Genomic DNA, 19,916 nt, shown 5'->3' with positions numbered 1-19,916 from the left:
GGCCTTCTTTTTAGAAAAGCCCTGAAAACAGAAGGGCACGAAAAAGCCCCTCCAACCGGAGAGGCTTTCTACTATAATTCAGCGATACACAATCCTTAGTTATCGCCCTTTACCACGTCACCAATTTTCTGGCCGGCTTTCTTGGCAGTGTTGCCTACTGCTTTCCCGGCATCTTTAGTGGCTTCGCCCACTTTGCTGTTAGAAACGTCTTTGCCAACTTCCTTCACGTCTGAACCAACTTTAGAGGCCGTGTTCCCCGCTTTGTTAGCGTTCTTCATGGCTATATACTTGGTTTTGGCTTTGGCAATCTCCCACTTATCTTTATCGGTTAACTGAGACTGAATGGCGTTTTTGCGGTCATCCAATTGGTTCCAGTATTTCTCCACGGTTCTCCAGTCTTCGTTGCTGAAACCCGATTTGTGGGCTTCCACGTGTTTCACAAAATCCACATAGGCCGTTCTGATGTTAGTGGCGGTATAGCCAGTGATTTTGCTTTCATCCAGAGAAGCCGTATGGGAAGAGGAAGAATTCTTGCTTGAATCAGAAGCCATGCCGGCCCCCTGATGGTTCATGCGCCAGAGATTGTATTGCTCTTCACGGGTAGCCCAGGCCGTGTTGTATCTTGATTGCAGTTCGGCATATTCTTTTTTACGGGTTTCGTCGAAATCGCCTTCGTATTGGGCCAATGCCGAGCGCTTAGTCTCATAATCGGTTTGCCATTGTTTCATCTGGGCTTCGCCATCCGTGGTGGTGGTGTCCCAGCCCCGCTGCACGTCAGACTCCAGGGTGGTCACATGATTTTTGTAGTCATCATAGGCCTGATCTGGGGTGCTGCCCGCGGAGGTGTTCGTAGAAGTCGCAGTGTCCGTACTTTCCGTGCGGTTACACGCAAACTGGGTAAAAGCTAAGCCCAAGGCCGCTGCATACACCAGTGTATTTTTGGTTAGAAGATTGTACATTTTCATAGTTTGTTTTATGGTTGATGGAACTTGGTACTTGTATTTGCTTTGAACGTGAATGATTTGGGGATGTTTCGCTTCATATCCTTAAACTTGTATATTGATGATGTAATTGTATTTTGGTTAGAAATGGATTGAAGAAGAGCTAGGTAGGAAAGACAGGAATAATCGGGAAGAAGTACGGATGGTTCCGGTGACAAAACTTATATTTGTCTTTTCGATTGTGTCCATGAACCAGCTCCAGATGGTAGACCTGAAAGGTCAGTACCAGCGCCTGAAACCACAGATTGATGCCGCCATGCAGGCGGTGGTAGACAACACCGCCTTTATCAACGGTCCGCAGGTGAAAACCTTCAGCCAAAACCTGGCCCAGTACCTACAGGTCAACCACGTGATTCCCTGCGCCAACGGCACCGATGCCCTGCAAATCGCTCTGATGGCTTTGGATTTGCCTGCCGGGGGAGAGGTGATTGTGCCGGCCTTTAATTACGTGGCTACCGCCGAGGTGATTGCGCTGCTGGGTCTTAAACCCGTGTTTGTAGACGTGCTGCCTGATACGTTCTGCATAGATCCCGCCAAGGCCCGCCTGGCCGTGACGGAGAGAACAGTTGCCATCATGCCGGTGCACCTGTTTGGGCAATGCGCACCCATGGAGGAGATCATGGACCTGGCCCTTGCGCAGGAGCTGTTTGTGATTGAAGACAATGCCCAAGCCATCGGGGCCCAGTACATAGATGCCGAGGGTGGAACCTCCTTCGCCGGCACCATTGGGCACATTGGGACCACTTCATTCTTCCCGTCTAAGAACCTGGGCTGCATGGGAGACGGCGGCGCTATTTTCACCCAAGACATTGATTTGGCTTCTACCTTGCAACAGATCGCCAACCACGGGCAGCACAAGAAATACCACTACTCCCGCGTAGGCGTAAACTCCCGGTTAGACACGTTGCAGGCCGCCTTGCTGGATGTGAAACTTACCCAGTTGGATGACTTCATTTACCGGCGGCAAAAAGCCGCTGGGGTTTATGATGTTTTTTTCGCAGAAGTGGAGCAAATCAAAATTCCCTCTTTGGCACCCTATAGCAGCCACGTGTTTCACCAATACACCCTGCAAGTTCCTGCCGAGCAGCGCGATGCCTTAAAAGCCTATCTGCAGGAAAAAGGAATTCCCAGCATGGTCTACTATCCATTACCTCTGCATTTGCATGAGGCTTACGCGTACCTGGGCTACAAAGCTGGTGACTTCCCGGTATCTGAGGAGCTTTGCCACAAAGTGATTTCCCTGCCCATGCACACCGAACTCACCGAAGAGCAACAGAACTACATTTCAGAAGCTGTAGTAGGCTTTTTCAAGAGTTAAAAAGATTTAAAGGAACTCCGTTTACAGGCCGGTTTCCGGATTCGGAGGTAAAAACGAATAGAAGACATCTGATGTCAGAAAAGATAAAATTTGCAGTAGTAGGCTCAGGGCACATTGGCAAACGCCACGCCACCATGGTGCAGCGCCACCCCGATGGAGAGTTAGTGGCCATGGTGGACAACAATCCCGCCCGCGAGGAAGATGCTGATGCCTTTGGGGTTCCGTTCTTCTCCAGCATGGAAGAATATGTAGCCAATGGTCCTAAAGCCGATGTCATTTGCGTGTGCACCCCAAATGGTTTTCACGCTGATCAGGCCATGCTTGCCCTGGAGAGCGGTTGCCACGTGGTCTGCGAAAAACCCATGGCCCTTACCAAAGCTGACTGTGAGCGCATTATCTACAAATCGTTGCAGACCTCAAAGCTGGTTTTCTGCGTGATGCAAAACCGCTACAGTCCGCCTTCTTTGTGGCTCAAGGAGATGATCATGGAGAACCGCCTGGGACAGATTTTCATGGTGCAGATCAACTGCTATTGGAACCGCGACGAGCGCTACTACAAAGCCGGCAACTGGAAAGGAAACCAGGCCTTGGATGGCGGTACACTTTTCACCCAGTTCAGTCACTTCATTGACATCATGTACTGGTTGTTCGGCGACATCAAGAACATCAGCGGGCGTTTCATGGATTTCAACCATCAGGATCTCACCGATTTTGAAGACAGCGGCCTCATCCACTTCGATTTCATGAACGGCGGCGCGGGTACGCTAAACTATTCTACTTCGGTGTGGGACACGAACCTGGAAAGCAGCATGACCATCATCGGGGAGAAGGGGAGCATCAAGGTAGGCGGACAGTACATGAACGAGGTGGAGTATTGCCACGTGCAGGACTACGTCATGCCGCAGCTTCCGCCTAGTAGCCCCGCCAACGATTACGGCCACTACAAAGGCAGCGCCGCCAACCACCACTTCATCTTTGAGAACGTGATTGACACGCTTAAAGGCAAGACCTTCGCCACCACCAACGCCCTGGAAGGCCTTAAAGTGGTGGAGATCATTGAACGCATTTACGAATTAAAGAAGTAACGGCTATCTGGCCACAGCATAACCACCATGTCAGTATCTGATTTTTACGACGAATATACCGAGCAGCAGTTCCAGAAGGGCATCCACATCCGGCACCGGACCATTCTGAAGAATCTGAAAGAAGCCGGCCTGAAGTCCAATTCAAAGGTGTTGGAGATTGGCTGCGGCATCGGGACGGTGACGCACCTGCTGGGCAAAGCCACGCCGCAGGGGAAGGTGCTGGCGGTAGACATCAGCCCGAAAAGCATTGACATGGCCCGCCGGTTCAACCAACAGTTCAACCACGTGGAGTTCGCCGTGTCTGATATGACGGATTTCAACCGCCCTGAAAAATTTGATTTCGTGGTGCTGCCTGATGTGATTGAGCATATTCCGCTGGAGCAGCATCCTAATTTGTTCCAGGTGATCTCCCGCCATCTGCACCCAAAATCAGTGGTGGCCATCAACATCCCGCATCCGTTGTACCTGACGTGGGTGCGCGAACATCAGCCGGAGCTGTTGCAGGTGATTGACCAACCCATCCACACCGATGAACTCCTGCGCAACACCTACGCGGCCGGTCTGTACCTGCACAAACTGGAAAGCTATTCCCTGTTCTCGCAGGCCGAGGATTACCAGTGGATCATCCTGAAACAGCGTTTGGTACCGGAATCCGTGCAGCCCAAATCAAAAGTGGACCTCAAACTGCAGGACCTTTCCTCTAAGTGGCTGTAGTATATTAAGCTTGATTTTTATGCCTCCGCGTAAACCCGTTCTGCTCTATTTCTACCCGGCCCAGTCTTCCTTCGTGGTGAAAGATTTGCGGCTGATGGAGCAGCAATACGAGGTGCGGCACCAGGGTTTTCTACCGAAGAAGAAGTGGCAGACCCCTTTGATTTGGCTTGGGCAAGTGTTATTTCTGTTACGGCACATCTGGAAAGCCCAGGCTTTGGTATGTATGTTCGCCGGATACCATTCCTATTTTCCGGCCGTTTTCGGGAAAATAACCCGAAAGCCCTGCCTCATCATCGCAGGCGGCACTGATTGCGTGGCGTTTCCCAGTATTGGGTACGGGGTTTTCGCCAATCCGCTTTTAGGGCGTTTCGCTCGCTGGTCATACCAGTTAGCCGCTCACATCGCGCCAGTGCACGAGAAACTGGTCTGGCAGGATTATACCTACCAACCTAATGATTTCCCGCACCAGGGTTTCCGCTTCCATTGCCCAGATCTGAAGACGCCGCACACGGTAGTCTACAACGGTTATGATGCCTCGTTTTGGAAACCAGACCCATCGGTAGTAAGGCAACCTAATACCTTTCTTACTGTCTGTGCGGGCCTGGATATGCGCTTCACCCAGCGGCTCAAAGGAGTGGACCTAATCTTGGAAGTATCTAAACGAGTACCTGAGGCGACGTTTACAATTGTGGGTGCACCGGAGGGTTTCCGTTTTCCCAACCAACCGGCTAATTTGAAGCTGCTGCCCAAGATGCCGTTGACAGATTTGAAAATGGTGTACAGTGCGCATGCGTTTTACCTGCAGCTTTCCATGTCAGAGGGTTTCCCAAACGCCCTTAGCGAAAGTATGCTGTGCGGCTGCGTGCCGGTAGTGAGCAAAGTGTCTTCTATGCCAGAGATTATTGGCGAATGTGGTTTTGTGCTTGAGAAGAGAGATAGTAATCTGCTGGCAGAGGTGATAGAAATAGCGATGATATCAGAAACTTCTAACTTAGGAGAAATGGCCCGTAAGAGGGTTGCTGAACAATACCCTGAGTCAAGACGAGAACAGGAACTGCTGCTGCTAATTCATCATCTGCAAGCTGAGTAGAATTGGTTTTACTTTTGACTTACCGTAAAATTTCAATCCAACCCTTGAACTGCTTGGAGAGCGCCTTATTTGTAAAATAATAGAAGTAAGCTCCATTGGTCAAATTACCACCATCCCAATTATTTCTATAGTTAGAAAAACTGTATACTTTTTTCCCCCAACGGTTAAATACCTCAAGATCCCAGCCGCTTTTATCTGAAGAAGTCATGAGGCTGTTAATCCCTTCTATGATAAATAAGTCGTTTTTACCATCTCCGTTTGGTGTGAAAATGTTAGGTAATATCACTGTAATTGGGCAGTTATGATCTAGAATAATGATTTCATCTCTGATGGTACAATTGCCTCGGGTAGCCTCTACCCAATAGGTACCAGGGGCCAAGATAGTAAAGGAGGGAGTAGTGCTTCCGTCTGACCATTTCAACTTAGTGTCAGGCAACACAGTAGGTGATAAGACTATCTGGTCCCCAAAGCAAAGCTGAGAATCATCTCCTAACAAAGGCGTGACGCTAGCTGTATAAGAAATCATTTTATTGGTAGTGAACTCCTTTCCATCTTTATAAACATTCAAGGTCACTTCATACTGTCCGTCTTTCGCAAAGTTGTGTTTTGTAGATTGATCATTTAAAATAACTATCCCCTCCATCTTAAAATGGAAGTTGTCATATGGGAAATTGAGAATAGGCTTAAACGTAAAAGTGTTGGTGTCACAGTCAAAGGTGTACCTAAAGTCGGGGATGGGACAGGCAGTAATAGTTATCTCGCCATAATATAATTTGCCGTTTTGATCCTTTGCAGTTAAGGAGTATTTGCCTGGTTGGGAAACTATGAAGGTGGGCGAAGTAGATCCATCGCTCCATTTGTAACTGACAAACCCCAAAGCGGTTAAAGCCTTATTTTCATTCTGTTTGATACAGTTGCCGTCCAAGGCGGTGATGGTCAGCGGAGAGAACACTTCCTTAGAAATCTCCTCCTTTGTTAATTCTCTGTTGTAGATTTTTACATCGTCTATTTTGCCGTGGAAAAAAAGGCTACCCGTATTTCCTTGTCTATGCGATCCCACAACAGTTTGCGGTACCCCCGTATCTGATCTGGGGTACCCATTTCTTTCCCTACTTTTCAGTTTTACCCCATCTAAGTAGAAGTGGGTAGAATCTGTGTTCACTGTAATGGTAAAAAAATGCCAGGTATTAACAGCTACTGAAGCGGTGTCTCTGGAGCTGGTGATATGGGTAGCCATTTTTGAAAGACCGTTGATTGTTTTAATTTCCACCGCTGTGATCCCGTAATTCAAATCAGGGTTGTCTGAGGCGTAAATAACCCTGGAGTTGGCATCAATGGTGTGGGCATTAAACCAGAAACTTATGGTCTTCGGAATAAGGTCAAAACTGTTCGCCAGCACAATGTTGTCATCAATTCCATCAAAATAGTAGGCGCTATTAGGGTTGTTGAACCTGTCAGTTGTTAAAGTAGCTCCTCTAACCGTAGCTTGATGATTATTACCGCTGATGTCCTTTACATTTCCATCAAAGGGAAAGTGGGCAATGAGTTTCTCTACCGAAGTTTGGGAGAAGGAAGTGGATATAATTGTGAGGTAGGCAAAAAGTAACAGGGCAATTCTTTTCATTATTCAATACCGGAGATGGAATGTTTATTCATTATTCAGGTGAATCGGTTTCAGAAATTAATTTCTTAGGAATATACCTGAATATAGAGTATTTACAATAAAAGGGCGTAAACTATTTAAAACCTCGCACTGAGTTTACTTATCCCATTGTTCAGTTCAGGAGAGACTTTCAGACCGATGGCTAATACACCGTAAACTGCTGTGATTAAAGCAGAGCGGATGGCAATATCCAGGAACAAATTAGGTAGTTGCGGCAGAAGGTAAGAAGCCAGGTACGCAGTTCCGGCGATCAGCAGCAGCAAAATGGAATCCCACCCAAAAGGCTGCATTTTGAAAAAGTAGCCCACAAACGCCACCCGGAACACATTGATCAGGATGAACACCAGCATGGACGCGAAAGCGGCCCCACTGATGCCGTAAGGCGGTATGAGCAGGTAATTGGTGAAAATGACCAGCACCACCATCAAGATATTCAAGATCAGGTCATAGCGGTATTTGTGCGAGGTCACCAGGATCATGGCGTTCAAACCCGTCGCCAATTCAAAAATCCGCGCGATGCCCATGAACAGAATCACGTAGCGGGCGGCGCTATACTCAGGCGGCATGAGGGCGAAAATATTGTCTACGTTGCACCAAATTCCCAGAAACAAAAGCAACCCAATGAGCAGGTTCACGCGCGTCATGTTTTTGTAGAGCTTGGCCAGCGCGGGAAAGTCCTTCAGTTTGAACAGATCGGCAACCTGCGGACTTAGGATTTTATTCATAGACCGGTAGGGGACTAAAATAGCGCTGGTAATAAAATAGCCGGTTGTATAGTATGCCACCTCAGAAAGGCCTTCGTAGGCCATGATCATGGCTGTATCGGTAAAACTGATGATGGTACCGGAGATGTTTCCCAGGAATGCATACAGCCCGTACTGCACCACTTCCTTGATGGGCACAATCTGGAACATATTTCGGCCGGGCCGCACAAAGAACTGCCGAAGCCACAGCAAATACACAATGCAGATAAAGGCGGTGCAGGAGTTGGCAAGAATAAACAGAATCACAAATCCCTGGAAATCGATGAAGCCCCAGTAGAAGAGCGCGGCACAGGCCATGGTGAGCAGGCGTACCAAAAAATCCTGCAGGAAGGTTTGCACAATGGTTTTGTACAATGAGCGTAAATAGGCATCCAGCAGCAGAAACAGCAGCGTGAAAAAACTGAGCGGAATGATGTAGTAGTAATAGTCAACCGCCAGCGGAGAAGTAACCCGGTACAGGTCAAAAACCACGGGTTTCAGGAACAGGAACAAGACCGTGACCACCGCAAAACCCAACATAGGAATGGCCAGCATCAGGAAAAGAAAGCCGTTGTGCTGCTTGTCGCGGTCACGAAAGTAGGGGAAATAACGGGCGCTGGTATTGGTGAACCCTAAGGCCGCAAACTGTGCAAACACCGGCGACACGCTCAGGAGAAAACGGGTGAGACCCACTTTGTCCGGATCGGCGAGGAAATAGGGGAGAACTAAAACAGTATTCAGGTACCCAATCACCATTCCCACCGTTGAGATAATGGTATTCAGATAACCCTGCTTGCGGATGACATCCATGGAGTGTGTGCGGCGTTTGGGGCCGTTTTCATCAAATCAGGCCTAAAACAGCCTCGGCCCGAAAAGCAAAATTAGCAGCTTCTTTCCATGCTTTTGCTATGTGCCCTAAATTAGAATGCCGGGCTTGTTTACCGAACCTGTTGCAGTGCCTCCGAGATAGTCAGAAATGAAGTCTGCCGTTTGTTCAACCAAGCCGTGATGTCCCGGAATAGTTGCAGACCGCCTTCCATGCCGTACGGGCTGAAGTTCTCGTTGTGCCACAAAAGCGTGAAAACGCCGTGAAAACGGATGATTTCTTCCAGCATGGGCGTGATGGCGGGTAGAACCTCAGTGGGAGTTAGTTGCAGGTAGTTGGGGTGGTTTAGGGTCACATCCATCAGGTTCAGGGGCATTTCCCAAATGGGGGACATCCTGCGTTGCTTGAAATCAAACAACCTAAATGGGTGGCAAAAGCTGTTCCTGAAACCAAAATGCTCCGGAAAACCCAGGGTACTGTCATAAAGGAAGGTAAGTTCCTCTAAAACCGAAGGTGTTTTCACCGGGTCAAAGCGGAGGTAGTGGAACCGGTTTCCCTGAATGGCCCCGGGAAGTTTCTCCTGTTCGGTTTGTAGCTGCTTTGCTTTCGTACCCGTTCCATGACTGCCGTGCAAGCCTATCTCATGACCCAATGCCGTCAACCGTTTCACCTCTTTCTGGATTACGGGTGCCGAGACATCGTAATCCGCGTTGGGGTGACCTTCATAAGGAGCAACCTCGGGTAAAAAGAAGAAAGTAGCTTTGGCGGGTAATTTCCCCAATTCTGCCTCTACCTGCGGCAGGTTAAACCAGGCATCTTTCCCGGTAAGCTTTTGTTGGGCCAGCTTGAATAACAAAGCCAAATTTCCCTTTTGAAACGCAGGTTTTCCAGCTACTTTCCAGGCACTCTGTAGGTAATCAATGTCATGGGTGAGGCAGGTAGCGAAGGGTTTTCCGTTCCAGAGCTTAGGCAAAATCTCTTGTCCGTAGGCTAAAGAAACCGCTTCTTTCAGGATTCCTAGATAATAATTAACCAAGGGTTTGATGATGAACCGGTGCCGGGCTTGTTGCGAAGCTTTGTAGGGATACCGGTTGAATAGGTCGCGTTCTGGGCCGTAGAATTCCTGCCAACCGCTTAGTAGGTAAAAGGCTGAGGCCACCAGATCATAATGTACCACCATGTGCCCCTGTTCATTCTGGCTAAACCAGGGCTGGTCTACGGCCTCATCAAAGAAAAGGGGAAGATGGTTGCCTTGCCATTCCTTCCAGAAGGTCTGTACCGGTTTAGGTTGCTGCCGTTCAAAGAAGGTGCTGGAGGTGGCGGTGATCTGTACCCTACTTTTACCATCTAACCCGTAATGAATCTCCAGTGAGGAGGGCAGGTGGTACAGGCGTTGGAAATGGAAGAGGACGTACTCGAAAAGGCTATTCACGGGTTCAAAACGATCCTCGGTTCAGTTATGGTATATGTTTCGGGGCTGATTTCCGGAAATCAGCCCCGAAAGGGAAGGCTACTTAGTCCCCAATCAGCTTGGCTAGTTGCTCAGTGAGCGAGCGGCGGGAGTACTGTGTATAATTGATGAAAGGCAGGTCCAGGTTGTGGTTTACCTTCCAGCTTTTGCTTAGTTGCATCAGGTAATCCACGATCAGGTCGAAGCCCGAATAATGGAATACTCGCCCGGCGCCGCATTCGTCCAAAATCTTGTCCACGTCGCCGTGGATGGGACCGAGGCAAATAATTGGTTTGTTAGAAGCCAGGTACTCAAACAGTTTACCCGTCAGAATCCCGAAGTTGTTGGGCACATCGGGGATGGCCATAAACAAGACCGTGCTGGCCATGAGGTACTTAATGGATTCCTCATGGGGCACGTAATCAATGTACTCTGTAATCAGTGGCAGGCCGGCCTCCTCAATCTGCCGTTTTATTTCAGCCGAAACCTTGCCCACGAACCGAAGTCGGTAGCGCATAAGAGGGTTTCGGGTCATGACCTCGCAAAGCGCCTGAAAAAAGCCAATCACGTTGTAGGCCTCAGTGAGCGTGCCGGTGTAGGTGATGATGAATTCCTCAGAAGAAGGAGTGGAATCATGCACAAAATCAGCCTCGTCATAGCCGTTCGGGATCACGTGTATCTTCTTCGGATCAATGCTGGTGGATTTGTTCAGGAACAGGCGCTTCATGTCCTCCGAAACCACTACCACGGCATCGGCATGTTCCAACACTTCGCGCTCGTATTTGGCATCCAACTTCTGGGCCAGGGCGGTATGGTTCAGGTCTGGGTAATAATAGATGTCGGTCCAGGGATCACGCATGTCGGCAATCCAGCGAAGGCCCAGTTTCTTTTTCAGCTTCAGGCCGATGAGCTGCGTGGAGTGGGGCGGACTGGAGGTGACAATGGCTTTGATCTGCTGCTCCTTGAACACTTTCTGGGCGGCGGCAAAGGCGAAACGGTTCCAGCCCACCCGCGGATCAGGGATGAACAGGTTGCCCCGCAGGAATTTGAACAGCTTCTGTTTCCAGCTTTCTTGTCCGGTATTGGCAAAGCCCCCGAATGGGATATCTTTTTTACCGCTGATTTTCTTGTAGAACTCAAAAGGCTCCAGCGTTGCCGTCCGGATCACCCGCACATCAGCCGGAACCTCATTCAGGAGCGTTTGGTCCAGCACCGGGTAAGAGGCTTTCTGGGCGTCAACGGTAATCACGGTGGGTTTCACCCCAAACTCGGGCAGATGCTTCACAAATTTTAGGCACCGCTGCACTCCGGCTCCGCCCGAAGGGGGCCAATAATAGGTAATTAGTAAAGCCTGCCGGGAAGTATGTACACCAGATGATTTCAAAAGCTTTGGTTCTTCAGGTAATAGATGAAAAGGAGCGAACGGAAACCGTTTCAGCGGTGTTTTACGACAAACAGCACCAAAACAGAATTCACTTCCGCCAACTGTATAGTTAAGTCCGAATATACGTACCTCTGGCTAAAAGATGGTGAACTTCCGCAAATTCTGCTTATTTTTGTCTTTATCATTCATTGAGATTCATATAACTCAGTCATATACCACACATGTTTGAGAATTTAAGTACCAAGCTTGACCGCGCCTTTAAAACCCTGAAAGGCCAGGGCAGCATCACCGAGATCAACGTTGCCCAGACCATCAAAGAAGTGCGCCGCGCCCTGGTGGATGCCGACGTGAACTACAAGGTGGCCAAAACCGTGACCGACAAGATCAAGGACGAAGCCATGGGCCGTGATGTATTGATTGCGGTTTCTCCGGGCCAGTTGATGGTGAAAATCGTGCACGAAGAACTCACTGAGTTGATGGGTGGCGAGAAAAAAGACATCAACATTAACGGTTCTCCCGCCATCGTTCTGATTGCAGGTCTGCAAGGTTCCGGTAAAACCACCTTCACTGGTAAACTGGCCAGTTTTCTGAAAAGACAAGGAAAAGGCGTGATGGTGGCTGCCTGTGACGTGTACCGCCCTGCCGCAATTGACCAGCTGAACGTGTTGGCCGACCAAGTAGGCGTGGAGTTCTACGCTGAGCGCGAGTCTAAAGACCCGGTTTCCATTGCCCGCAACGCCGTAGAACATGCCAAGAGAACCGGCAAGAAAGTAGTCATCATTGACACTGCTGGTCGTTTGGCCGTGGATGAGGCCATGATGCAAGAGATCTACAACATCAAGGAGGCTATCAAGCCTACTGAGACCTTGTTTGTGGTAGACTCCATGACTGGTCAGGATGCCGTGAACACCGCCAAAACCTTCAACGAGCGCATCAACTTTGATGGCGTGGTGTTGACCAAGTTAGACGGTGATTCAAGAGGTGGTGCCGCCCTTTCCATCAGAGCCGTGGTTGAGAAACCAATCAAGTTTATTTCTACCGGTGAGAAAATGGAAGCCCTTGATCTGTTCTATCCAGACCGGATGGCCCAGCGTATCTTGGGGATGGGTGACGTGATCTCCCTAGTGGAGCGCGCGCAACAGACCTTTGACGAGGACGAAGCCAAGCGTATCAACAAGAACATCCGTAAAAACCAATTCAACTTCGATGACTTCCTGTCTCAGTTGGAGCAGATCAAGCGGATGGGGGATATCAAAGACTTGGTAGGCATGATCCCGGGTGTGAGCAAAATGCTGAAAGACGTGGAGATTGACGAAAGCGCCTTCAAACCAATTGAGGCTATCATCAAATCCATGACTAAAGAAGAGCGCCAGAACCCGGATATGATCAGCGGCAGTCGCCGTAACCGTATCGCGAAAGGTTCAGGAACGACCATTCAGCAGGTGAACAACCTGATGAAGCAGTTCAACGACATGCGTAAAATGATGCGCAGCATGAACAAGATGGCCGGTACCAAAGGCGGTCTTGCCAAGTTGGGCAGCATGATGGGACGCCGCTAAGAGCTCTTTATTGCCTAATAGATAATTAAGCTTAGAATCATAAAAGGCCTGTACTACAAAGAGTACAGGCCTTTCTGTTTTTGGTCAGTTTTTAGAAAATCAGAATAAAAACGATATTGCTCTAGAGCCTTTTTCCCGTACGCTTAACTTTCGGCTACTTTAAAATTTAAATCTCTATTCCTGAAACAACATGAAGACCAAACGCACATTCCTCTCCAAATTGGCTATAAAAAGGGTTTTCAAATGGAAGGCTGTAGCGGTGATCTGTTGTGTATGCTTGTGTTCATGTTTTCCCCAGGGAAGCACTTCTTCTGAAGGAGTCCAAAAAACCGAATCTGGACCAGAGAAAGGAGCTTTTACTACCAAGAAGTACCGAAACCTTTTCAAGGAAAACGGGCATTCCGCTGAGGCGATAAAGGAGAAGATCAATCTGGCCTATGAGCAGTTGTTCAGGGGAGACTCTGCTACGCAAGCCATCTATTTTCAGGCCGGGACAAATGACCATGGTCCCATGGCGTACATCTATGACGTGTACAACAAAGATGTGCGCAGCGAAGGCATGTCTTACGGAATGATGATTGCCGTCCAGATGAACCAAAAAGCCGAGTTCGACGCTCTCTGGAACTACGCGCTCACCCACATGTACCTTGATGAGCCTGGGCATCCCTCAGAAGGATATTTTGCCTGGTCAGTGAAGCCTGACGGAACCAAGAACTCGGAAGGACCCGCCCCGGACGGGGAAGAGTATTTTGCGATGGCGCTCTATTTTGCCTCGGGCCGATGGGGCAATGGGGAAGGATTCTACAATTACAAATCCTGGGCCGATAAGATTCTTTTTGCCATCCGGCACAACCCTGAAAGAACGGGCACTACACAGTTTGGAACCCAGACTTCTGGGAGCATGGTAAACGAAGAGATGAAAATGATTCTGTTCGTGCCCACCAATCAGGGCCGAAAATTCACCGATCCGTCTTACCATTTGCCGGCCTTCTATGATTTGTGGGCACTTTGGGGACCTGAACCTGACCGTGAGTTCTGGAAAGACGCTGCCCAGGTTAGCCGGGACTTCTTCCAGAAGACCACGCACCCGGTAACCGGTTTAGCCCCAGATTACGCTCATTTCGATGGATCACCGGTGACCACGCCGTTCAACCCTAACTCCCATCGGTTCGCCTATGACTCCTGGCGCACGGCCATGAACTGGAGCGTGGATTGGGCCTGGTGGCAAAAAGATCCACGGGAGGTCCAACTCAGCAACAAGATCCAGGCGTTCTTCGCCTCGCAGGGACTTTCTTCCTACGGGAGCATTTACTCTCTTGACGGTCAAAAGGTAAGCCCCGGCCCGCCAGCGGGATTGGTGGCTACCAACGCCGTGGCGAGCCTGGCCGCTAGCCACCCACTGGCCAAGGATTTCACGGAGGCCCTTTGGAATCTGCCCGTGCCCCATACGGTGGGTGACCGTTATTATGGTGGCTTATTGTACCTGATGAGTTTCCTGCACTGCAGCGGCCAGTTTAAGATCTATTATCCTCGCTAAGTTTCTGTTTTAGGCCGCTTATCCTGAAAACAGTCCTGAAATCTAGTGCTGGTGCTCGGGAGCCTCGTAATTGTCTGTGATCTGGAGTTGCCTTACCTCTCCTTTCTCCCAAGCATTGGCGCCTTCCACTACCTTGGGCATGGGTATATCTTCGCGTTGTTTGCGTTTTTCCATCATAGACACCCCGAAGCGTTTATCCCGGTCGGCTACCAACTCTTGCTTCAGTTGCCCGTCTTTGGTGAAGCCCATCATGACCATAGGACTGCCGTAAGGAAGTTCCGAGTCCCGGTCAGTGTGCCAGGTATGGATGATCTTGCCGTAGGTGCTTACCAGTTTCTCCATGAGTTCATGTTCGGCCACGTCTGGAATGCCGGGGGCAATCAGTTCGCCGGATTTAACCTCGTAGTGGTGGCTGTGCCAGAGTTTGCGTTCCTCCAGCGGCAGCTTTTTGAACAGGCGTTCCGAGATGATGTATTCCACGCCCATGAGCTTGGCGTTTGGCCCGTTTCCGTCATACATCACCGCTTGGTGCAGGTCTTCGTTGAGTTGCGTCACGTAGTGGTGCGCCTCCATCTGGCCTTGCAGGTTCCCGTTGTAGAAGTGGAAACCGTTGAGATACGCGTCAATTTTGGAGAGCGGCGTTTTCTTTTGGAGCACATCGGCCCCGGCCTCCAGTACTTTGGTTTTAGCAGTCTTTTCCCCGCCGGGAGCTTTCACATTTGAATCGGTGTTGTTTCCGCCGCAGCTGGATATCAAAAGAAGGGCAAAGCAGCCAAGAAGGGGATAGAGGTTTCTTTCCATAGGATTAAAGCGTGGGATGAGCTTTTAACTACGGAGGAAGTTCCCTTATGGCTAAGAAAGGAGCGCTGATTTGGTTTTAAGGCTGGTTTCTGAAAACCGGGTTAAAAACTGGGAATTCCTCAGGTGATGGATTTCAGTTCAACATTCTCTCTTCGCTTTACTCCATTAAGGGATTCAGGGGATTTCCTAGCTTCAAAGCCGAGAAGTACAAACCTGCGCATGCCCTATTTTCCCTTCTTGAATGCAACAAGACAATTAACAATCAGCAATTAACAATCAATAATCCGTCCGGCCTTCGTGCTTTTCCCATTCTTTGAATCCCTCTAAGGCCTCGTCGTGCAGGAGTTGTTCCATGGAAAGGGAGCGGGAGTGGAGGGGTAGTTCCAGTTCTTCGTAGATGAAGGCATCGTCGAAGCCAATGGCGGCGGCATCTGCTTTCGTGTTGCCGTAGTACACTTTGTCGGGGCGGGCCCAGTAAATGGCGCCTAAACACATGGGGCAGGGCTCGCAGCTGGTGTAAAGTTCGCAACCGGTGAGTTGGAAGGTGCCCAAGGCTTGGCAGGCTTTCCGGATAGCGTCTACCTCGGCGTGGGCGGTGGGGTCAAGGCTGGAGGTGACATTGTTGAAGCCGCGGGCGATGATCTTTCCGTCTTTCACTACCACAGCCCCAAACGGACCGCCTTTTCCTTCTTTCATTTTATCGATGGAAAGCCGAATGGCTTCGCGCATGAAGTTTTCTTTAGACGAGGTTGAATCAGCCATGGGGTAACAGAAGTTAAGATACCGTACATACGGGGAGTTCCCGCAAAAGGGCTGCAAAGATAACAAAGGAGTTTTAAGAAAGAAGTCGGCGCATCTGTCTCCGATGATGTTCGATGTGTTCTATCATGAAGCGCAGCGTCTGGGGCAAGGTGATCATTCCGGACCTGGGGTGGAAAAAGACCTCTTTGTTCAGGTGCTGGTCTGGGAAACCGGAAAGGATGGCCTGGAGCTTTTCCCGGGTCTGTTTCCAATGCTGGATGACCTCGGGGATTATCACCTGCTCGGGTACTTCACTCACCGCAGCCGGAGCCTTGAACTTGATGGGCAGACTCAGGAAAAGGTTGAGCAGAAAAGACCTAATCTGCGTTCCCAATCTTCGGGGTCTTAAAGGTTTACCACTGGCCAATCTTTTCTCCAGCCCCAGGACCACCTGCTGGTCTACCCTGGACAAATGATACAGCAACTGCGCCGCCGACCATTGGTCTGCCGCGGGCTTTAGGTGCTGCGCGGCTTCGGGGGCCTGCGCTACCCATTGGCTAAACTCCTCCCGCTGCTTCTCCAACTGTTCAAACGAAGATAAAAGGTGCGTGTTCATAGCCGTTAGTTTAGGTTGCCGTTTTGGAGCCGTTTTCCTGAAAAGAAGCCTGAAACCAGAGTATACTTTACACCAGTTTTCCCTGCAGGTTTTCCAGTTCTATATTTAATTGAACAATGGACCGGTTCACCAAGTCCTCCAGTTGACGGGCCAGTTCAGGTAATTGCTCGGTGTGGGTAAGGTTCAACGCAGATTGCTCAATGGTGTCATTCAACTCCTCCAACTGCTGGATGCCCACTAATGCGATGGATGGTTTGATTTTATGGGCCAGGGTTCTGGTTTCAAGCCAGTTGGAAAGAGAGACGGCTTTGGTCAGGTCTTTTACCAAACGCGGGGTTTGAGTGATGAATAACTGTAGAATGTCCCGCATGAATTCCCTATTCCCATTGGCGAAGTTCTCCAGATAGGCGAGGTCAATCTGCACTTCCTCCGGATCAGAAGCTTCAGGGATGGTTTTTTCGTCTTCTTTAGATTGGAGCAAAATGGAGATCTCCTGCAGAAGCTTTTCTGCTTTGAAAGGCTTGGACACGTAGGAGTTGGCTCCGGCACCCAGGCACTTTTCAAACTCGCCCTGCGTGGCATGCGCGGTCAGCGCGATGATGGGAATTTGCTGGAATTCCGGCATTTGGTGCCTGATGTATTGCATGGCCTCGTAACCGTCCATTTCGGGCATTTGCATGTCCATGAGCAGCAGGTCAAAAGGTTGCTCGGCCAACAGGTCCAGGGCTTCGCGACCGTTGTTCACCACCGATACCCGGACTCTGTGGTCCTTCAGGATCTTGGTCACCAGCATCTGGTTCACGGAATTGTCCTCGGCCAGTAAGATCCTGGCGTTTTGCAGCAACTTTAAATCAGCGGCATCCGGACTGACTGTTTTCCCGGACAAGTGGGGTTTTTCGTCTGCTTTCCGGAAAGGAAGCACAAAACGGAAGGTGCTGCCCACGTTGAGTTCGCTTTCTACTGTGATGTGTCCGCCCTGTGACTCAATCAGCTCTTTGGCGATGGACAAGCCCAGACCGGTACCCCCGAATTTGCGGGTAGTGTCGTTGCTGCCCTGGGTGAATTTCTCGAAGATGGTCTCCAGCTTTTCCTTCGGAATACCAATGCCGGTGTCTTTCACGGTGAATTCCAACTGCAATTGGTCTTCTTCCTGGCCAACCACCTCCACATTCAACCGAACCGATCCATTTTCTGTGAACTTAAGGGCGTTGCCTATCAGGTTGTTCAGAATCTGGCTGAGCCGGAAAGGATCGCCCTGCACCATGGGTGGAATGTCCTGGTCAAAGAGAAGTTTCAAGGAATTGTGGCGCTCTATGGCCCTGATCTCCAGAATATCCAGCAGTTGCTTAACGGTTTGCTTCAGATCGAAGGGAATGTGCTCAAAGGTGATTTTGCCGGCTTCTATTTTGGAAAAATCAAGCAGGTCATTGATGATCACCATCAGGTTGTTAGCCGAGGCGTGGATGCCTTGCAGGTATTCTTTCTGGCTTTCGTTTAAGGGGGTTTTTGCCAAAACTTCGCTTAATCCAAGAATTCCGTTCATGGGCGTTCTTATCTCGTGACTCATGTTGGCCAGGAACTGCTCTTTTACCCGGGCCATGCTCAAAGCTTCGTCCTTTGCCCTTTTCAGTTCCTCTTCAATCATTATGCGCTCGGTGATGTTGTAGCAAACCCCAATGATGCCGTTTACTTCGTTGGCCGTGTTGCGCAGGGGAAGAAAAAGGCAATCGAACCAGACGCCGCGGATGTTGATGGTACAGGTAGACCGGTTCCCGTTTAAGGTGCGGCGTACGCATTTCGAAATAATAGGGTAGTCTGCATACACCTCGAAGACGGATTTCCCAACGGACTGGCCTTCGGACTTGCCAATGAGCGGAAGGCCTTTGCCCCGGGCCATGGTGAAGATACCGTCCTGGTCGGTGGCCCACAAAATAAGGGGCGCGCCGTTGATGACGGTATCCAGTTGTTTCTGGGTTTTGGCGAGCTGTTCCTGGGTTTGAAGCCGCTCCTGCTCAATCTTGTGCAACCGGATGGCCGTTCTGATGCTCTGGGAAATGCCTTCTGGGGTGAGCAGGGTTTTAGGCAAATAGTCTGAGGCCCCAGTTTTAATGGCTTCTACCGCAATGCGCTCATCTCCTTGGGAGGTAACGATCTGCACCGGGGTGGTGATGCCTTTCTCCCTGATCTTCTGCAGAACCTCCAGGCCGTTCATGTCGGGCAGCATGAAATCAATGAAGATAAAGTCGAAGGTTTGCTGGCTTACTGCGTCCAGCGCTTCGCTGCCCAGAGCGGCGTTGGTGATAGTGGCTTCTACTTTGGCGGTTCGCAGAGATCGCTTAATGATCATCCGGTCTACCTCATCATCGTCTACAATCAGAAGTTTTACCGCAGGTTCCATAGGGGGAGAGAGGATTAGTAGGGTAATTCAATTAAATTCCAGAAGGAGTGTAAGGTGGCAATGGCTTCCAAAAACGAATCGTATTTAATGGGTTTCACAATATAGCCGGCCACGTTGAGGTCATACGCCTCCAGAACGTTTTTTTCTGAGTTTTGCCCCGTCATGACAAAAACACTGCATGATTTCAGTTTGGGGTCTTGCCGAAGCAGTTTCAGAAACTCAATGCCGCCCATTTCTGGAAGTTCCAGATCTAGGAGGATGATGTGGGGCGTAGGGGTAAGGGCAGGGCGGTTTCTTCCCTGCAGCATGTCCAGGGCTACTTTTCCGTTGGGAGCAACATGAATAGGGTTCCCTATGCCCTTGGCATGGAAAGCGCGCTTGGTGGAGGCTACATCCTCCGGATCATCCTCTACAAGCAGTATATGGGCGTTGGTAGTCTTCAAAACGGTAAAACTAGAGGTCACTAGGCGGGGGAACCTAAAAATACAGAATTTATGGTACTCTTCTTAGGGTCTCTCGCATAATTTCCAATACCGGTTCAGGGTAGCCACCGAGGTAAGGAATTTCTCAAACGAAAGTGGTTTCAGGATATAGCCCGCCACGTTGAGGTTATAGGCGTTGATTTTGTCGCTATCTTCGTTGGAAGTGGTCATGACAAAGACACTGATCCGGTTCAGGACCGGGTCTTTGCGCAACTCCTGCAGAAACTCAATGCCGTTCATCTTGGGCATGTTAATGTCCAGGATAATGATGGGAGGCATGGGAATACCCCCTGACCGGAGCAACTCCAGCGCCTCTAAGCCATTGTTGGCAATGTGCAGCGGATTGGTGATGTTATTTTTCTTGAAGGCCCGCTGCACGTTCATAATATCTACTTCGTCGTCTTCAACCAGTAGAATGTTCACCTCTTTTTCTTCCATGCTATCTAATTCACTTGAAGTACCGGGTTGTGCCTGCACTCCCTTGTTTTATCGCTCTTTTTTGAAAAGT

General features: G+C 49.7%; 17 protein-coding genes. 6 read left to right on the top strand and 11 right to left on the bottom strand.

The window, feature by feature from the left end; genetic code table 11:
• Positions 1–95: 95 nt before the first annotated feature.
• Positions 96–959, bottom strand: a complete 864-nt coding sequence (locus tag EFB08_RS20475) for a DUF6565 domain-containing protein (protein WP_125077820.1) — start codon at positions 957–959, stop codon at positions 96–98.
• A 229-nt stretch (positions 960–1,188) separates the two neighbouring features.
• On the opposite strand from EFB08_RS20475, the gene EFB08_RS20470 reads away from it, so the two are divergent.
• The 4 genes from EFB08_RS20470 (at position 1,189) to EFB08_RS20455 (ending at position 5,208) form a co-directional block, all read left to right on the top strand.
• Positions 1,189–2,319 (top strand): DegT/DnrJ/EryC1/StrS family aminotransferase, encoded by a 1,131-nt coding sequence (locus EFB08_RS20470; RefSeq protein ID WP_193553986.1) that lies wholly within the window; start codon positions 1,189–1,191, stop codon positions 2,317–2,319.
• 71 nt (positions 2,320–2,390) lie between these two features.
• On the top strand, positions 2,391–3,404 hold the full coding sequence (locus EFB08_RS20465; RefSeq protein ID WP_123128839.1) for a Gfo/Idh/MocA family protein: 1,014 nt from the start codon (positions 2,391–2,393) through the stop codon (positions 3,402–3,404).
• A 27-nt stretch (positions 3,405–3,431) separates the two neighbouring features.
• Entirely contained in the window at positions 3,432–4,118 is a 687-nt protein-coding gene (locus EFB08_RS20460; protein ID WP_123128838.1) for a class I SAM-dependent methyltransferase, read from the top strand.
• 19 nt (positions 4,119–4,137) lie between these two features.
• Positions 4,138–5,208: a glycosyltransferase family 4 protein gene (locus tag EFB08_RS20455; protein WP_123128837.1), complete on the top strand. Its 1,071-nt coding sequence runs from the start codon at positions 4,138–4,140 to the stop codon at positions 5,206–5,208.
• A 19-nt stretch (positions 5,209–5,227) separates the two neighbouring features.
• On the opposite strand, the gene EFB08_RS20450 is transcribed toward EFB08_RS20455, so the two are convergent.
• From EFB08_RS20450 to EFB08_RS20435, 4 genes are all read right to left on the bottom strand, one after another.
• Entirely contained in the window at positions 5,228–6,832 is a 1,605-nt protein-coding gene (locus EFB08_RS20450) for a T9SS type B sorting domain-containing protein (protein ID WP_123128836.1), read from the bottom strand.
• 116 nt (positions 6,833–6,948) lie between these two features.
• Entirely contained in the window at positions 6,949–8,424 is a 1,476-nt protein-coding gene (locus tag EFB08_RS20445) for an oligosaccharide flippase family protein (protein WP_123128835.1), read from the bottom strand.
• A gap of 128 nt (positions 8,425–8,552) precedes the next feature.
• Complete coding sequence (locus EFB08_RS20440; protein ID WP_123128834.1) at positions 8,553–9,872, bottom strand: polysaccharide deacetylase family protein; 1,320 nt, start codon at positions 9,870–9,872, stop codon at positions 8,553–8,555.
• Between the two features lie 82 nt (positions 9,873–9,954).
• A complete protein-coding gene (locus EFB08_RS20435; protein WP_227006427.1) occupies positions 9,955–11,274 on the bottom strand; it encodes a glycosyltransferase family 4 protein in 1,320 nt (439 codons plus the stop codon).
• A gap of 221 nt (positions 11,275–11,495) precedes the next feature.
• Between EFB08_RS20435 and ffh the strand changes: the two genes are divergently transcribed.
• Positions 11,496–12,833: a signal recognition particle protein gene (gene ffh / locus EFB08_RS20430; protein WP_123128833.1), complete on the top strand. Its 1,338-nt coding sequence runs from the start codon at positions 11,496–11,498 to the stop codon at positions 12,831–12,833.
• Between the two features lie 277 nt (positions 12,834–13,110).
• Entirely contained in the window at positions 13,111–14,370 is a 1,260-nt protein-coding gene (locus tag EFB08_RS20425; RefSeq protein WP_227006426.1) for a glycosyl hydrolase family 8, read from the top strand.
• Positions 14,371–14,412: 42 nt separating this feature from the next.
• On the opposite strand, the gene EFB08_RS20420 is transcribed toward EFB08_RS20425, so the two are convergent.
• The 6 genes from EFB08_RS20420 to EFB08_RS20395 all read right to left on the bottom strand — a co-directional run bounded on the left by EFB08_RS20420 (position 14,413) and on the right by EFB08_RS20395 (position 19,846).
• The gene (locus EFB08_RS20420; protein WP_123128831.1) at positions 14,413–15,171 is read right to left on the bottom strand and encodes an OBAP family protein; all 759 of its coding nucleotides are present in this window, start codon (positions 15,169–15,171) and stop codon (positions 14,413–14,415) included.
• Positions 15,172–15,447: 276 nt separating this feature from the next.
• On the bottom strand, positions 15,448–15,933 hold the full coding sequence (locus tag EFB08_RS20415) for a nucleoside deaminase (RefSeq protein ID WP_227006425.1): 486 nt from the start codon (positions 15,931–15,933) through the stop codon (positions 15,448–15,450).
• A 73-nt stretch (positions 15,934–16,006) separates the two neighbouring features.
• On the bottom strand, positions 16,007–16,528 hold the full coding sequence (locus tag EFB08_RS20410; RefSeq protein WP_123128830.1) for a DinB family protein: 522 nt from the start codon (positions 16,526–16,528) through the stop codon (positions 16,007–16,009).
• 67 nt (positions 16,529–16,595) lie between these two features.
• The gene (locus EFB08_RS20405) at positions 16,596–18,926 is read right to left on the bottom strand and encodes a hybrid sensor histidine kinase/response regulator (RefSeq protein WP_123128829.1); all 2,331 of its coding nucleotides are present in this window, start codon (positions 18,924–18,926) and stop codon (positions 16,596–16,598) included.
• A gap of 14 nt (positions 18,927–18,940) precedes the next feature.
• Positions 18,941–19,369, bottom strand: coding sequence for a response regulator (locus EFB08_RS20400; protein ID WP_123129073.1), 429 nt, complete (start codon positions 19,367–19,369; stop codon positions 18,941–18,943).
• Positions 19,370–19,432: 63 nt separating this feature from the next.
• Positions 19,433–19,846 carry a response regulator gene (locus EFB08_RS20395; protein WP_123129072.1) on the bottom strand — a complete coding sequence of 138 codons (414 nt, stop codon included), beginning with the start codon at positions 19,844–19,846 and terminating at the stop codon, positions 19,433–19,435.
• Positions 19,847–19,916: the final 70 nt, after the last annotated feature.

Source organism: Rufibacter latericius (genome assembly GCF_003721515.1).
Lineage (GTDB): Bacteria > Bacteroidota > Bacteroidia > Cytophagales > Hymenobacteraceae > Nibribacter > Nibribacter latericius.
This window is presented reverse-complemented; position numbering and strand designations above follow the sequence as displayed.

Coding starts and splice junctions, on each gene's coding strand:
- EFB08_RS20450 (WP_123128836.1), bottom strand. CDS start 6,832: ATGAAAAGAATTGCCCTGTTACTTTTTGCCTACCTCACAATTATATCC.
- EFB08_RS20405 (WP_123128829.1), bottom strand. CDS start 18,926: ATGGAACCTGCGGTAAAACTTCTGATTGTAGACGATGATGAGGTAGAC.
- EFB08_RS20445 (WP_123128835.1), bottom strand. CDS start 8,424: ATGGATGTCATCCGCAAGCAGGGTTATCTGAATACCATTATCTCAACG.
- EFB08_RS20420 (WP_123128831.1), bottom strand. CDS start 15,171: ATGGAAAGAAACCTCTATCCCCTTCTTGGCTGCTTTGCCCTTCTTTTG.
- EFB08_RS20460 (WP_123128838.1), top strand. CDS start 3,432: ATGTCAGTATCTGATTTTTACGACGAATATACCGAGCAGCAGTTCCAG.
- EFB08_RS20470 (WP_193553986.1), top strand. CDS start 1,189: ATGAACCAGCTCCAGATGGTAGACCTGAAAGGTCAGTACCAGCGCCTG.
- EFB08_RS20475 (WP_125077820.1), bottom strand. CDS start 959: ATGTACAATCTTCTAACCAAAAATACACTGGTGTATGCAGCGGCCTTG.
- EFB08_RS20455 (WP_123128837.1), top strand. CDS start 4,138: ATGCCTCCGCGTAAACCCGTTCTGCTCTATTTCTACCCGGCCCAGTCT.
- EFB08_RS20410 (WP_123128830.1), bottom strand. CDS start 16,528: ATGAACACGCACCTTTTATCTTCGTTTGAACAGTTGGAGAAGCAGCGG.
- EFB08_RS20465 (WP_123128839.1), top strand. CDS start 2,391: ATGTCAGAAAAGATAAAATTTGCAGTAGTAGGCTCAGGGCACATTGGC.
- EFB08_RS20395 (WP_123129072.1), bottom strand. CDS start 19,846: ATGGAAGAAAAAGAGGTGAACATTCTACTGGTTGAAGACGACGAAGTA.
- ffh (WP_123128833.1), top strand. CDS start 11,496: ATGTTTGAGAATTTAAGTACCAAGCTTGACCGCGCCTTTAAAACCCTG.
- EFB08_RS20415 (WP_227006425.1), bottom strand. CDS start 15,933: ATGGCTGATTCAACCTCGTCTAAAGAAAACTTCATGCGCGAAGCCATT.